The sequence below is a fragment of the Nitrospira sp. Ecomares 2.1 genome, assembly GCF_965152585.1.
The window spans coordinates 883,350-897,554 of sequence record NZ_OZ224219.1; the positions used below are offsets into that span (position 1 = coordinate 883,350).

A 14,205-nucleotide genomic window follows, 5' to 3' on the forward strand; every position below is an offset into this window, starting at 1 on the left:
TTTACCGTGGGGAGGCAGTGAGTTGAAATCAATCCTTGGGTTGAGGGCCACCTACCATTATCTCTCGAAATCCTGGCCTTTTTTGGGGGGGATAGGAATCTTTTGCGCTCTTCTAGGCTGCGATTCCGGCTATTCTGAAAGTACCTATGCCGATGCACCATCTACCCATACTGTAGCTTCCCGTCCTTCAAAGGGATCTCCCGCGCCGGATTTCCGTCTGATGGATATGCATGGAAAGGCTGTCTCGCTTTCCGATTTTCAGGGAAAAGTGGTGTTGCTGAATTTTTGGGCGACCTGGTGTGGACCGTGCCGGGTTGAAATGCCCGCCATGGAAGCCTTGTACCGCAGTATGCAATCAAAAGGGTTGGAAATTGTCGCGGTCTCCGTTGACCAACAGGGCACAGCCGTGACAAGGCCTTTTCAGGAAGCGATGGGGTTGAGTTTTCCTATTTTGCATGATCAGGATTATGAGGTGGGGCTGACCTATGGCGCACGTACGCTCCCCATGACCTTTGCGATCGACCGTCAAGGCATTATCCGGCAGGTGGTCTTCGGATCCCGGGATTGGAACAGCCCTGAAGCTCGCAGGGGAATTGCCGAGGTCCTTCAAGAGCCGGTTCCAGAGTCTTCCCAACGGATGTAATACAGTTATGATCGATTCGATTAGCCAGGTGTCTTTGCTTGCCGCATTTAGTGCCGGACTTTTGTCTTTTGTTTCTCCGTGCGTCCTTCCGCTCGTTCCTTCTTATCTCTCCTATATCACCGGGCTCTCAGTGGAAAATCTCGCGAAAGTTGAAGAGCGAGAGCGTTTTAAGTCTGCGATTATTCTCAATGCCCTGTTGTTTATTGCCGGGTTTTCTACGGTCTTCATCGCGTTTGGGGCATCGGCCAGCCTGATGGGGCAATGGTTGTATGACTATCAAGATGTGATCCGGAAAGTCGGGGGTGTCCTGATTATTATTTTCGGACTATATTTGCTTGGAATTTTGAAATTAAACTTTTTTATGACCGAACGACGTTTGATGCATTTTGAGACGCGTCCTGTCGGCTACCTGGGTTCATTTCTCATCGGTACGGCGTTTGCCGCCGGCTGGACGCCTTGCGTCGGACCGGTGTTGGGGGCCATTCTGGCCTATGCCAGTACGACGGAATCGATGTCCAGCGGGGTGATGCTCCTGTCGGCCTATTCGTTGGGTTTGGGTCTCCCGTTTTTTCTGACGGCATTTGGGATGGATACATTTTTGAGCTACTTCAAGAACTTTCGGTCCTATTTAGGCGGGGTATCGTTTGTTAGCGGCGGGCTGTTGGTCGCGGTGGGCGTCATGATTTATGCGGATTCTTTGACCCTCATCACCAGCTTTCTTGAACGCAACGGTATTGGATGGTACATCGGCCAATAAACCGGCTTGCACGACCTGGCCTATCCACCTCTTTTTTCTTTCCTTGTCTTTCCACTCGCTTGTATAGTTTCTGCAATGATGGTGGGCTTAAGAGATGTAGGGGTATATTGGAGCAACCAATATTCATGGAGGAGCGACGGTCTTCTCTTGGTTATGGAGTGGTAGGGGCCACGGGAAAAACTGGACAGAGGATTCATGAACGGCTCTTGTTTCTTTGAGCCACCGGCTCTCATTCATATGTACTGATGGTCCTCAATTCACTTCTATTCCTTACCGATCTATTTCTTGACGCACCTTTCTTCTCAGTGTAGGGTCCCACCACATTTTTTGAGACTCTATATTATGGAATCGTTGGCTTGTCAGCATTGATGTGTCCCTGCAACCTTCAAGTCATGTAAAAAGGGTCAACATGAAAAGAAAAGGCAGCGGGCTATCTCAATTTCAACGGGAGCGTTCTCATTGATTCTCGTAACAGGCGGTGCCGGCTATATCGGGTCACATACTTGCGTTGAACTCATCCGTGCCGGCTGTGATGTGACGGTCTTTGACAACTTCTCCAATAGCCACGCTGAGTCCCTGGCACGGGTGCAGCGTATTACGGGGAAGTCCCTTCGCCTGATACGCGGTGATTGCCGTGATCGAGCTGCGGTGGTGACGGCTCTGCGCGAGAGCAGGGCGACCGCAGTTATTCACTTTGCTGGCCTCAAGGCGGTGGGAGAATCAGTCCAACAACCCTTGGCCTACTATGACAATAATGTGGTCGGATCCCTTTGCCTGTTGGAAGCCATGGGCGAGTGCGGCGTAAAACAACTGGTCTTCAGCTCTTCTGCCACGGTGTATGGCGATCCCCAGCGTCTTCCGCTCACGGAGGACCACCCGCTATCTGCGACCAACCCTTATGGTCGAACGAAACTGATGGTGGAGGAGATCTTGCGTGACGTACATCGTAGCGATTCCTCCTGGCGGATCGGCATCCTGCGGTATTTTAATCCGGTTGGTGCACATGACAGTGGTCTGATCGGGGAAGATCCCCAGGGTATGCCGAATAATCTCCTGCCCTTCGTTGCGCAGGTTGCAGTGGGACGGCGGGAATACTTGAACGTGTGGGGTGACGATTATGCGACTCCTGATGGGACCGGAGTGCGGGATTATATCCATGTGGTTGATTTAGCATTGGGGCACCTCAAAGCGCTGGAAGCGCTGGCTCGATTGGATGTCCCGAAAGAGTGCTTAACGGTTAATCTTGGTACGGGCAACGGGTACAGCGTATTGGAGATCGTGCGGGAATTTGAAGCCGCGAGTGGCAAGCCGATTCCCTACAAGGTTGCCCCACGTCGTTCCGGTGACATTGCCTCTTGCTATGCTGATCCGAATCAAGCTTTCACCCTTCTGGGTTGGCGTGCGGAACGCGGGCTCAGTGAGATGTGCGCGGATGCCTGGCGATGGCAACGTGACAACCCCCAGGGATACGCAGGCTGACTTTTTTTCCTTGGATATCTGGGCACCTCTGTGGGGGGAGCCGTTGACGGCCTGGTGCCAGGGAATTCCGGTGGATGCTTGCTTCATTGCCGTGAAACACTCTCTCGGTGCGGTCATGTGGTCGGAATCCTCGCGTGGTCATTTAGGGCCTCACTGGAGGCGGCAGTCCCACCATGGTTCCTCAACTTAACCACATTCCACGTTCAATCTAAAAAAAACGGGTCCGTGAATTTCGCGGTAGTTCTCGCGGGGTTCGTCTTTCTGAGAAAGCATCCCGAAAGTGGTCAGGAGCCTGCTCATGGAACGTTTTTGAAAGGTGATGGTCTTCGGTCAATCGATTGTAAGGATTAGGCCACCCAGGGCAGGTACTTTTGGATGGCAAATTGGTGTTGGTCAGAGAATGTGGCCAACGGAGTCAATTGGCCTCTATAAGATTACGCGAAAACAAGGTTCAGGAAGGTCGTGGGTTAACACCATTCGCCGGTTTTGCAGGATTTGACGTTACTCGATAATTGGGTAGGTGGGGTCGTGATCGTGGAGGATGGTGAGTCACACCAGGTCCCAATTGTGCAGGCTCCGTCGGAGACAGGCGGCTTTGATGCTATTGAGTCGCTCAGCGTGGTCGGTGTCAACGCAGGTGAAGGGGTGCCGACTGAGGATAACAATGGGGATTCCGGGCTATGGGATACCGTCCGTACGAGGGTTTGATTCTCAGGTTTTTGCTCTATGGTTAAAGGTTTTGGGTCGGTTTGTTCATCCATCGCGGGATCGTGGGGAAGGGAAGCTAGAAAAGTCGGATTCTTTTTTTGTAGCTTTGCCAAGAGTTTTTGGCCGTCTGAGTGATAGGAGTTGTTAGGATGTTCATTGACCAGGGCAAGTAACCATTCCTGTGACCATTCTTCGATACCCAGGTCCTGGTAGGTTTTCGCCAGATGGAACATGGCATCCCCGGCAGTTTCTAATTCAGGAAACTCCTTGATAATTTTTTCAAATCGATGGGCAGCAGCGAGATATGAATCCCGGTTGAGGTAGAATTGCCCAACCATCAAATGTCGTTGGGCTAATTGTTCTTTGCAAATCAGAATGGTTTGCTTGGCTTCGGTTTCATAGCGGCTTGCCGGAAATTCTTGAAGAAGTTTGTCGAAGTTCTGAATGGCTAGATCCAGGGGCTCAGGGTCACGATCGACTGTCCGGTATTGTTTGAAATGGCTGACCCCAATTTTGTATTGGGCATAAGGTGCCAATACATGATTTCGGTGGAGGTCGAGGAAATGTTTGTATTCCACGATGGATTCCGCATAGGATTCCTTGTCAAAAAATGATTCGGCCCGTTTCATGATCACGTTCGGATCGTAATTCATTTCTACGGAATCACCGACGAAAATTTGTTCGTCCGTTGAGGACACTGCTTGTTTCGATGTGGTGTCGGTTGGTTTGGGTGTGGAGGAACATCCAGCGATCATGACAAGAGCAGCGAGGAAGGTGGTCGAAAGAATCCGAAAATTGACAGGAAATGTCACAGGTAAGTCACTCCGGGCAGTAGATGATCATGGGCTGAGGTGAATGTCGATACAGAGAGTATGAAATAGCCTGTAATCTATACAAGATTCGGACCAATAAAAGAAAGTCTTTAATATTGCGATTAGGTTAAATCTTTTACCGAAAATCGTCTCTTTTTTGCCACATTATTGAGTAGGCATAAAATAAATGCGACAGTCGGTATTATTGTGAATTTAACGAATAGGCCACGAGTACATGAATGGCAAACTCTCTAGAATTGTGGGAACCGGATCCTTTCTCCCCAGTCGTCGGGTAGATAACCAGGAGGTAGCAGATCTGCTAGGGATTGAGCCTTCGTATATTTTTCGAGTTTCAGGTATCCGGACCAGGTTTTGGGCCGGTCCACAGGAGGAATGCTCTTTCTTGGCAGAGCAGGCTACTCGAAGGGCATTGGATCAGGCCGGGTTGGTCCCGGAGAATCTTGACGCCATTCTTGTCTCCTCCACCTCTCCAGAGATGATTTTCCCCTCCACGGCCTGCTTGCTTCAGGCTCGATTGGGTATCAAAGGCATCCCGGCCTTTGATCTCTCTGCCTCCTGCTCGGGATTTCTCTATGGCCTTTCCATGGCGGATTGTTTTATTCGGGCCGGACAGTTTCGAAGATGTCTCGTCGTGGCTTCGGAAATCAAATCCCGGTCTTTGGATGTCAAAGATTTGAGTACAACCATTTTATTCGGTGACGGGGCCGGTGCCGCCATTGTCGAAAAATCATCAAATGCTGACATGGGCGTCGTCAGTATTCGACTTCACGCCGACGGGGCATATCATGATCTGGTCAAAATTGCCGGGGGGGGGTCCCGTCAGCCTTTGACTCAATCTGTCCTTGGTTCCAATGAGCATACCATGCGAATACGGGGTTCCAGGCTGTTTCGCATTGCAATCAAGCGCTTAGGTCAAGCGGTCCGCAACCATTTGGAGCAGGAGAAATGGGATGTCTCGGAACTCGACCAAGTCATTTTCCATCAAGCCAATGGACGGATGCTTGCCCAGTTTTGTGAAAATATCGGGATCCCTCATGAGCGATGCCTCACGATGATCGAGCAAGTTGGAAATACCTCCTCGGCTTCATTGCCGATGGCTTTAGACCATGCGAATCGGGGGCAGAGACTGAAGAAGGGCGATCAGGTCATGTTGGGGGCCTTTGGTGGAGGGCTGACGTGGGGCACGGCTTTGGTTCGGTGGGGATAAAATTGCCCTTTGGGCGTAGGTCCACTTACCGGAGAAACCTGGTTGGGCATTGTGTTGTATTGACGATCTCTTGCTATTTGGCCTATCGTGCGCAAGCAATAGGCATGAGTGGGATAGAGGTAGCTAATTAAGAATAGATAAAATAAGGAGGGGTGCGTTGAAAATCTTCCTGGCCAATCCCAGAGGGTTCTGTGCGGGAGTGGATCGAGCGATTGAAATCGTCGATTTGTCCTTAAAGACCTACGGGGCACCAATTTTTGTTCGGCATGAAATTGTCCATAGCCGTCATGTGGTTGAGTCCCTTCGTGGAAAGGGCGCTATTTTTGTGGAAGAACTGAATGAGGTGCCTGATGGCGCCATTGTCATTTTCAGTGCACATGGTGTGGCAAAAGAGGTGTGGGAAGAATCCACCCGACGAAATTTGAAAGTCATTGATGCCACATGTCCCCTGGTCATCAAGGTCCATAACGAAGTCAATCGGGATTACTCCAACGAATATGAGTTGATTCTGATTGGGCACGCGGGTCATCCTGAGGTGGTGGGAACCCTGGGGCAGGTGCCTGATAAATTTCATTTAGTTTCCTCGGTTGAGGATGTTGACTCCTTAGAAGTGGAAAATCCTCTGCATTTGTCGTATGTCACCCAAACGACATTGAGTGTGGATGAGTGCAGAGATATTGTTGCCGCATTACATCGTCGATTTCCCGGTATTAAGGGGCCACACCAGGAAGATATTTGTTATGCCACGCAAAATCGGCAAAATGCGGTCAAAGAGCTGTCACGTTTTGTTGACGTCATTCTGGTCATCGGGTCTCCTAATAGCTCCAATTCCAACCGATTGAGAGAATTGGGCGAGCGGTGTGGAATCCCTTCATATCTCATTGATTCTTATCAGGATATTCAAACTCAATGGCTGGAAGGTGTGAACGCAATTGGCATTGCGGCGGGGGCCTCGGCTCCAGAAGTGTTGGTAGCTCAGGTTATTAAGTTTTTGAAAGAGCAAGGAGCGACATCGGTAGAGGAGTTGACGGTGGTGGAAGAGAATGTTGAATTTCTTCTTCCCAAAGAATTACTGATGGCAAAAGTGCCGCGATAAGTTCCTCTGGATTTCCGCTTTCCAGGTGGAGGGCGAGCGTATCTTTTCCGAATTTATCCTTCCTCATTATCTTTCCCAATATACTGAAGCCGGTGGATCTGTTTGATTGGGGACTCCTCATGGCAATAGAGAAACCTCCGTAAAAGGTTTCATGGTTTTATCCTGTTGACAGGAACCTTGGTTTTGGCAATATGTCAAGATATTGAATAGGCTGCTAGTCAGCCATACCGTATTTTGTGGAAAATTTTGATTTTTCTTTCTTCTTTATGGTACTGATTTGAGCCAAATTACTGCCCTGTCATCCACTCCATTCTGGGAGGGAATATGTATCTTCGTACTCTAGTCGTCAGTGGGTTTAAATCCTTTGCTGAGGCAAAAATAGATTTTCCGAATGGGATAACCGCTGTTGTCGGTCCCAACGGGACAGGTAAGAGTAATATCGTGGATGCCATTCTGTGGGCGATGGGTGAGCAAAGCGTGAAGAGTTTACGAAGTGAGCGCATGGAAGACGTGATTTTTAATGGGACTGAACAACGTAAACCCATGGGAATGGTCGAAGCCTCACTCATTTTTTCCGAGGTGACGCCTCGGGAGTTGGAGCCTGTCTCTGCCCTTCTGGAAGGGCTTGACCAGGCAACGGATGTCATGATTACCCGCCGGCTTTACCGCGAGGGAGACAGTGAATATTACTTTAATAAGATTCCCTGCCGACTCAAGGATATTCGAGGATTTCTCTGGAATGCCCGGGCAGGAGCTCGAGGGCAGTCTGTCATTGAACAGGGCAATATTGAACAGTTGCTCAGTGCTTCCCCACAGGAACGGCGTGAGTTTATTGAGGGCACGGCAGGTATTATTCGATATAAAAAGCAAAAGGCGGAGGCGTTACGGAAATTACAAAGTACAGAAAATAATCTTTTGCGGGTTCGGGATATTCTAGGAGAAGTTCGAAGCCAGCTTCGGACACTCAATCGTCAGGCGAAACAGGCAGAGGAGTATCAGACGTTCCTCCGTGAAGCTCGGGAGCTTGAGGTGCGGTTGTTGACCCATGACTTTCGCCGGTTTTTTCAAGACCAGTGTCAGTTTGAAAACGAGTTACACGAATCTGAAAATCAGGAGCTTTCCTGCGTGGCTGAAGAGGCCAGGCTTGTGGCCGAGCACCAAGAGGTGCAATTGGAGTTGACGTCTTCTAGCGAAATTCTCAAGGAAGCGCAGGACCGATTTCGAGAGATTGAGCAACAAATGTCCAATGCATATACGGCGATTCAGATTGAACGCAACCGGCTTGATCAGTATGAACAGCAACATGAGCAGGTCATGGAGGAGCGGGCTCGACTGAATGGGGAGGGGCAGGATGCCACGGGTTCCTTGGAAGCTCTGAGAGAGCGGCTGGCCCAAATTCGGTGTGAGATGGAAATTCTCTCTGTCACGGTGAAAGACGGAGAGGGGGCCATAGCGGATCTCGCCGTTCGCCGTCGGGAAACTGCGGAGAAGGTCGACAAGGGGCGAGAAACCATTCTGGCTTTAGCGGTAGATAAAACAAATCAGGAAAACCGCTTGAGAAGTATTGGTGAAGGGCAGAGTTCGATGGCCAGGCGGATTGAACGATTGGCTGTGGAATATGCTCAATCGCAAACCGATCAAACCACACTTCAATCGGAAAGCGAAGCACTTCGACGGGAATGCTCATCTCTCGAAAGTCAGCTTGATGAACTTCGAAACAATCAGGATCGCTTAGAGGTCAACCTCCAAAGTCAGCGAGAAACCAGGGAAGAGCTTGATGGAAAAATTCTCGACTTCCAAACCCAAACAGCTGGTGCTGAATCTGAATTACGGGCCATTCAAAGCGTCTTTCGGGAAGAAATAGGGTATGGCCATCATGGTGAGGGTGATGAAGCCTCAATTCGCGTCGCGTGTTCGTGCATTCAGGAGGCGTTGGCCGAACGGATGGGAGTGCCAGAGGATGTTGAAAAAGCCATGGAAGCAGTTCTGGGTGAGCGGTTGCAGGCGTGGATTGTCCAATCGCCCCAAGAGGCAGAAATGTCCATTGCGCAATTCAAGCAACATGAATGGGGAAAAGGCAGCTTTATTCCCTTGAATATTCCGCGACAGGGTCGAGGGGGGCCAGCCGATTGGTGGAGCATCGTTCAGCACGACACGGAGGTGCTGGGCTTGGCTGTGGATTTTGTTCAGGTTCCTGACGAGTTGAAGCCTGTGGTTGAGGCCTTGTTGGGGAATACGGTCATTGTCAAATCATTGGCTGGAGCGTTGAATCTCATGACCAGGCATTCCTGGTTCCAAGGGAACGGTCCGCTTTTAGTGGCTTTGGATGGGGAGCTTGTGTCTCCATCCGGGGTTATCAGTGGTGGGTCTGGTGGAGAGGCAGGTGGATTATTACGTCGTCGTAGAGAAATTCTCGCATTGGAAGAAAGGTTGAATACTCTCTCTGTGGGATTGGAGGAAGCCAAAGCCAACCGGAAATTGCTTCTACAGGAAATTGAGGACCTGTCGCAACAACTTGAAGAAGCCACGTTGTCTATTCGCGAGATGGAATTTCAGATGTTGACCATTCAAAAAGAGGCTTCTTCCAAAGAGAAGGCTCTTCCCGATCTCGTTCGTCGGTTAGATGCACTTCAGCAGGATCGATTAGCGGAAGAGGAGGAATGGGGCCAGCTCCAGGTTGAAGAGGTAGAGGTTCGAACCCGGCTTGAGCGTCTTAATCAGACACGGGCTCAGGAAGATGAGGCTCTTCGTCAACTGTTGGACTCTCTCAATGCATTAGACCAAGAGCGACAAGACATGTTGGAAAGCGTCAATGATACTCGAATGAATTTTCAGTCTCTGAAGTCCCAATGGGACCATGAACAAGCTAATGTTGAACGGATTGAACGGGAAGAAGAGCATCGGAACAGCCGTATTCGACAGATTGATGGACAATTGGAACACCTCTTTCTCCAAAGTCGAAAAAGCCAGGAGGAACGACTCACCAACGAAGATTTGGTCGAAGAATTAAGCATTCAAAAGGAGGCTATTGCCGGAACATTATTGGAGCTGGGGAACCGGCATGCAGAATGTATGGAGGGAGTGAAACGATTGGATGGTCTGATTGCCAAGGCTCGTGAAACATTGAGCCATATCTTCAAATCCCGAGTGCCAATTGAGGGGCGTTTAGCAGAGGTTCGGGCGAAGTTCCATGCTGTGCAAGAAACGCTGACCATGACGTATGAAATTTCGACGGATGACCTCAAATATTCCCAGGATGCGGAGCAGACTCCTGAAGTGCTGGAAGGGACTGAACAGGCATCTGACGAGGAGAAAACCGGGCAGTGGAGAGAGCAGTTGCAGGGTATCAGAAAAAAATTAGAGCGGATCGGTCCGATTAACCTGGCCGCTATTGAGGAGCATGCTCAATTAGAAGAACGCTTTCAATTTTTATTAGCGCAAGAAGAAGATTTAGCGGGTTCAATCCAATCCCTTCAAGAAATTATTCAGCGATTAAATCAGACAACCAATAAGCTATTTGTGGATACCTTTAAAGAGCTGCAGGTGAAATTTAGTGAAGTCTTTTCAGCCTTGTTCGCTGGAGGACGTGCTGAGTTGATTCTCGTGGAAGAAACTCAGGAAGGGCAGGAATCTGAAGCGCCAGCTCTTGAGCCAGGTGTGGAAATTGTCGCCCAACCACCAGGGAAGCGCTTGAAAAACCTCAATATGCTCTCTGGGGGGGAAAAGACGATGACCGTGATGGCTCTTCTATTTGCGAGCTTTCTGATTCGTCCTTCTCCATTTTGTGTATTGGATGAGGTGGATGCGCCATTAGATGAAACGAATGTGGTCCGGTTTGGTCAATTTTTGAGACAAATGGCGGACCGGTCTCAATTTATTGTGATCACACACAATAAACGCACCATGGAGACTGCCAACTCTCTGTTTGGTGTGACGATGGAGGATCCTGGTGTTTCGAAGTTGATAGCTGTTCGGCTCCATGAATTAGAAGAGGTGAGCTGAGCATTTACAGTGAGTCCCATCATTTTTGGGAAGTCTCAAATAAAAAGCCCCTTCCGTAGAATGTCGGAAGGGGCTTTTTTGCCGAACCAGGTTTTGTATTTGGTTAGTTTCGAACGCCGGCCCAAACTTTCTCTGGGTCAATTTCTTTGTCAGGATTCAGCTCTTTGGCCTTATCCAGTAGCGTATCAGTTGTCTCAGGGATTTCTGGATCAGGTATACAGCAATCATCCACAGGACAGACTGCCGCACATTGAGGCTCATCAAAATGACCGACGCACTCTGTGCAGCGCTCATAGGTAATCACGTATACCGTGTCTCCATCACCCTGACCTTCACCGACCTTATGGCCCTTTTCTTCTGCGGCGCTACGTGTCTCAAAAATTGCTTCGTTGGGACATTCGGGGAGACAGGCACCACAATTAATGCACTCTTCTGTGATTAGCAACGACATAATTCCTCCTTAGGGGACAGGTAAACCGTCATGTCAATTGTAGGAAGCCAACGCCTACGATTTTTAATGAAAATTCCCTTGGCATGAGGGCTCGCACGGTATCAACTCTTTGGCGATTTTAACGGTGTAAATTTATTTGCGTCAACCGGACAGAAGACCTATCTGATAAGCCATTCGGGCCTGCGGTAAAATTAGGTGGACTCAAAAACCATTTTAAGAAATTGTTGGGGCCAATAACCATACAAATTATGGACACATGTCAATATTTTGAGGAAAGGCAGTAATTTGGTCTGACCTTGACGAACCTTTGGACGATTGTTATAGCACCGATACGTCATTCATAACGGACGAGAGAGGTTCCGTCGCATTTTGAGAGTCGCGTTTGAGGTTTGAGGGTGTTTGAGTAATATGAAGCGAAGGATTATGTCTGTGTGGATGAACCCTTGGTAGGCTCATCTCAGGGTATTTTCGTGATCGGGGTTGTTTTTCCTGGTAGTCCAATCGGGGTTAGACACCTTCCGTATTTTTCTTCCCTTTTCTTGCCTGCTTTCCTGTGAAAACAAATAGCTCAGGATCCTCAGTGTTTTCCGCCTATGTTGCCCTCACGACGGCGGCGATGGTCTGGGGAGGATCGGTGGTTGCGCAAAAAGTCGCTTTAGGTCCATTCTCGCCTGTAGAGGCGTCTGTTTTCAGAGGATTAGGAGCCTTACTGATCCTTATTCCTCTTTGGCTGTGGAAGGAAGGAATTGTTTCTTTTTCCCGAAGAGATTGGCGGAATTTTTTTCTGTTGGGATTGGGAGTCCTGGGAAATCACCTGTTCGTGCTATTTGGCCTGCAATTTATTGGGGCAGGGGCAGCGGGTATTATTATAGGTGCGAGTCCGGCAATTACCGCCTTTCTGTCCTCGTTAATCCTGAAGGATGTACCTCTCCGGGTAATTTGGTTTGGTTGCCTGGTTTCGTTTTTTGGAGTATTGAGTATTTCCGGGCGCGAGGCGGTGGAGGGATTAGGTACCAACCCCTGGCTCGGAGGGAGTCTGGTGGTGTGCGCCTTAGTCAGTTGGGCCCTCTATACGATTGGCTGTCGCAAAACCATGGAACGGTTCTCTCCGCTGACCGTGACGTGGACCACTCTTCTGATTTCTTTGATCTTTGAAATCCCGTTGTTGGCCATGAATCACAAAGTATTGGGTGCGGGGTTGGCGACGGTTCCCGTGTCTGGTTGGCTGGCACTCCTGTATGTCATGGTATTTGCCACGGCGTTGGGTCAACAGGCCTGGTTGTATGGCGTCAAGGGCATTGGCCCTTCCAGAGCAGGAATTTTTGGCAATCTTATTCCGGTGTCCGCCTTGTTTTTTTCCCTAGTGATTTTGGGAGAGCCGGTTGGCATGAGGGAAATAAGTGGGATAGGATTGATCTTGCTCGGGGTCTGGTTGGTTGATCGACAATCCTGTGCCGTATTAGTGAAAGTTACATGATCTGGAAATAGGCGGAAACGAAGAAAGAGAGCGCACTATGCTGAAGGAACGGATTGAGGAAGTCACACAGATGAATGAGTTGTTTTATCGTGGGTTTGAACAGCTGGATGTTGCGCTGATGGATTCTATCTGGGCTCATCAGGAGTATGTGACCTGTATTCATCCAGGGTGGAGTATCCGAGTGGGGTGGCCCGCGGTTAGGGATTCCTGGGTGGTCATTTTCAATAATACATTTTCGATGAAATTTGAATTGACTGAAGTCCAGGTCCAAGTTGCGGCTGATGTTGCCTGGGTTATTTGTACAGAAAACATCACCAGCCGGGTGGGAGAGAACGAACAGAATAGCCAGGTAGTGTCAACCAATTTATTTGAGCGGATTGGAGACGAATGGAAGATTATCCATCATCACGGATCACCGCTCATGGAATAAGATCTGAGTGTGCCTTGGCGGTGGGTTACTTCTGAGGCATTCAATTCACTATTTATTTGTAAATTTCTTACATTTTGTGGTCAATCGGGAAGGTGCAAGGCCAGGATAATGGCCAAACAGGTGTGGCTTGGAAAATGGAGTTTTGATCAGGAGGAAGAGCTACTGAACGTTGACTTGGCCCATTCTTCAACAATCACATCTCGTTCTTCCATGTTCAGGGCGCAATATTTTTTAAACATACCCAGTCCGCCTTTTTTTCTGCGCCACGTGACGAAATGTAAAAAGTGGTCCTTGCATAACGATTGGGTTCCGGCAGGGGCGTAGAGGGGTTCGGTGCATCCCCCAATCAGACACGTATCAGCATTCATATCCTGGTCCTCCTTTTAAGTTCGCCTGGCAGTGTTCAACAGTCGAAGTATGCCCAACCGCGAGGGGAGAAGGCAATCAATTCACGCCAGGACGATTAAGAATTTTACGTGAATGCCATTATAGAGGAGATGGGGGTGTTCCCTTGCTTTCTCTGTTTAATGGCGGGTATCGTAGGCACCCAGTAAGCGAACCATTTGACATATATTGACAGTGTTGTTGAAGAAAGGAGCGTGTTCTGTGTTGACTGCTACAGATGTATTTGAACAAACAAGAGAGATGGCCTTGCGCGCCACGAGTCAGGAAGAACGGGCTCTTCAAATCGATTATCCGGCGTTGGGAAAGAAGATTGAGCAGGCGTTGACAGGCCGAAAAATTAACCTTTTGTATGTGAATGAATTTTTGCCGGAAGGGTATGAAGATCAAGGGCGTTTTAACGTTATGGTCATGACCGCTGGCAATGTTCTCTTTGATATGGTTATCGGGGATTCGTATTTTCGATACGACATTTTTTCTTGCTGTGATTTAGATAAGATCCAATTGATCGACGGGACATGGGATAACAAAGAAAAACGCACGGAAGAATCATTTCTGAGTCTACGGTTAATGCATGGAGATGAGGCCCATATTCTTCTCGCGCTCAAGGATGATCAACGTCCGGCCGTATTGTCTTTTGCCGAAAAAATCTCTCATGGCCGACATCCAGAAAAAGTCTGATGGATTTTTCTGAGGTCTGAATAATCGTTCTTGAATCTC

Annotated in this window: 12 protein-coding genes; 9 read left to right on the forward strand and 3 right to left on the reverse strand. The window is 49.1% G+C overall.

The features are described from left to right. Positions 1–22 precede the first annotated feature (22 nt). The 3 genes from ACWHYD_RS04050 (at position 23) to galE (ending at position 2,879) form a co-directional block, all read left to right on the forward strand. Entirely contained in the window at positions 23–643 is a 621-nt protein-coding gene (locus tag ACWHYD_RS04050; RefSeq protein ID WP_447964637.1) for a peroxiredoxin family protein, read from the forward strand. 7 nt (positions 644–650) lie between these two features. Next, positions 651–1,400: a cytochrome c biogenesis CcdA family protein gene (locus ACWHYD_RS04055; protein WP_447964638.1), complete on the forward strand. Its 750-nt coding sequence runs from the start codon at positions 651–653 to the stop codon at positions 1,398–1,400. 459 nt (positions 1,401–1,859) lie between these two features. Next, a complete protein-coding gene (gene galE, locus ACWHYD_RS04060) occupies positions 1,860–2,879 on the forward strand; it encodes a UDP-glucose 4-epimerase GalE (protein WP_447964639.1) in 1,020 nt (339 codons plus the stop codon). A 467-nt stretch (positions 2,880–3,346) separates the two neighbouring features. Here galE and ACWHYD_RS04065 read toward each other — a convergent pair whose 3' ends face one another. Then, positions 3,347–4,399, reverse strand: coding sequence for an outer membrane protein assembly factor BamD (locus ACWHYD_RS04065; RefSeq protein ID WP_447964640.1), 1,053 nt, complete (start codon positions 4,397–4,399; stop codon positions 3,347–3,349). A 235-nt stretch (positions 4,400–4,634) separates the two neighbouring features. Here ACWHYD_RS04065 and ACWHYD_RS04070 point away from each other — a divergent pair, with 235 nt between their 5' ends. From ACWHYD_RS04070 to smc, 3 genes are all read left to right on the forward strand, one after another. Further along, the gene (locus ACWHYD_RS04070) at positions 4,635–5,627 is read left to right on the forward strand and encodes a 3-oxoacyl-ACP synthase III family protein (protein WP_447964641.1); all 993 of its coding nucleotides are present in this window, start codon (positions 4,635–4,637) and stop codon (positions 5,625–5,627) included. Between the two features lie 157 nt (positions 5,628–5,784). Then, positions 5,785–6,723 (forward strand): 4-hydroxy-3-methylbut-2-enyl diphosphate reductase, encoded by a 939-nt coding sequence (gene ispH, locus ACWHYD_RS04075; protein ID WP_447964642.1) that lies wholly within the window; start codon positions 5,785–5,787, stop codon positions 6,721–6,723. 324 nt (positions 6,724–7,047) lie between these two features. Then, the gene (smc, locus tag ACWHYD_RS04080) at positions 7,048–10,725 is read left to right on the forward strand and encodes a chromosome segregation protein SMC (protein WP_447964643.1); all 3,678 of its coding nucleotides are present in this window, start codon (positions 7,048–7,050) and stop codon (positions 10,723–10,725) included. A gap of 103 nt (positions 10,726–10,828) precedes the next feature. Here smc and ACWHYD_RS04085 read toward each other — a convergent pair whose 3' ends face one another. After that, on the reverse strand, positions 10,829–11,176 hold the full coding sequence (locus ACWHYD_RS04085; RefSeq protein ID WP_447964644.1) for a YfhL family 4Fe-4S dicluster ferredoxin: 348 nt from the start codon (positions 11,174–11,176) through the stop codon (positions 10,829–10,831). A gap of 580 nt (positions 11,177–11,756) precedes the next feature. Between ACWHYD_RS04085 and ACWHYD_RS04090 the strand changes: the two genes are divergently transcribed. Together ACWHYD_RS04090 and ACWHYD_RS04095 are read left to right on the forward strand one after the other, a co-directional pair. Beyond that, positions 11,757–12,653, forward strand: coding sequence for a DMT family transporter (locus ACWHYD_RS04090; RefSeq protein ID WP_447964645.1), 897 nt, complete (start codon positions 11,757–11,759; stop codon positions 12,651–12,653). 37 nt (positions 12,654–12,690) lie between these two features. Continuing rightward, a complete protein-coding gene (locus ACWHYD_RS04095) occupies positions 12,691–13,083 on the forward strand; it encodes a nuclear transport factor 2 family protein (protein ID WP_312643846.1) in 393 nt (130 codons plus the stop codon). Positions 13,084–13,229: 146 nt separating this feature from the next. Here the strand turns inward: ACWHYD_RS04095 and ACWHYD_RS04100 are convergent, their stop codons facing one another. Beyond that, the gene (locus ACWHYD_RS04100; protein ID WP_447964646.1) at positions 13,230–13,451 is read right to left on the reverse strand and encodes a hypothetical protein; all 222 of its coding nucleotides are present in this window, start codon (positions 13,449–13,451) and stop codon (positions 13,230–13,232) included. Positions 13,452–13,689: 238 nt separating this feature from the next. Here ACWHYD_RS04100 and ACWHYD_RS04105 point away from each other — a divergent pair, with 238 nt between their 5' ends. Beyond that, entirely contained in the window at positions 13,690–14,166 is a 477-nt protein-coding gene (locus ACWHYD_RS04105; protein ID WP_447964647.1) for a hypothetical protein, read from the forward strand. Positions 14,167–14,205: the final 39 nt, after the last annotated feature.

Coding starts and splice junctions, on each gene's coding strand:
- ACWHYD_RS04070 (WP_447964641.1), top strand. CDS start 4,635: ATGAATGGCAAACTCTCTAGAATTGTGGGAACCGGATCCTTTCTCCCC.
- ACWHYD_RS04095 (WP_312643846.1), top strand. CDS start 12,691: ATGCTGAAGGAACGGATTGAGGAAGTCACACAGATGAATGAGTTGTTT.
- ACWHYD_RS04085 (WP_447964644.1), bottom strand. CDS start 11,176: ATGTCGTTGCTAATCACAGAAGAGTGCATTAATTGTGGTGCCTGTCTC.
- smc (WP_447964643.1), top strand. CDS start 7,048: ATGTATCTTCGTACTCTAGTCGTCAGTGGGTTTAAATCCTTTGCTGAG.
- ACWHYD_RS04055 (WP_447964638.1), top strand. CDS start 651: ATGATCGATTCGATTAGCCAGGTGTCTTTGCTTGCCGCATTTAGTGCC.
- ACWHYD_RS04100 (WP_447964646.1), bottom strand. CDS start 13,451: ATGAATGCTGATACGTGTCTGATTGGGGGATGCACCGAACCCCTCTAC.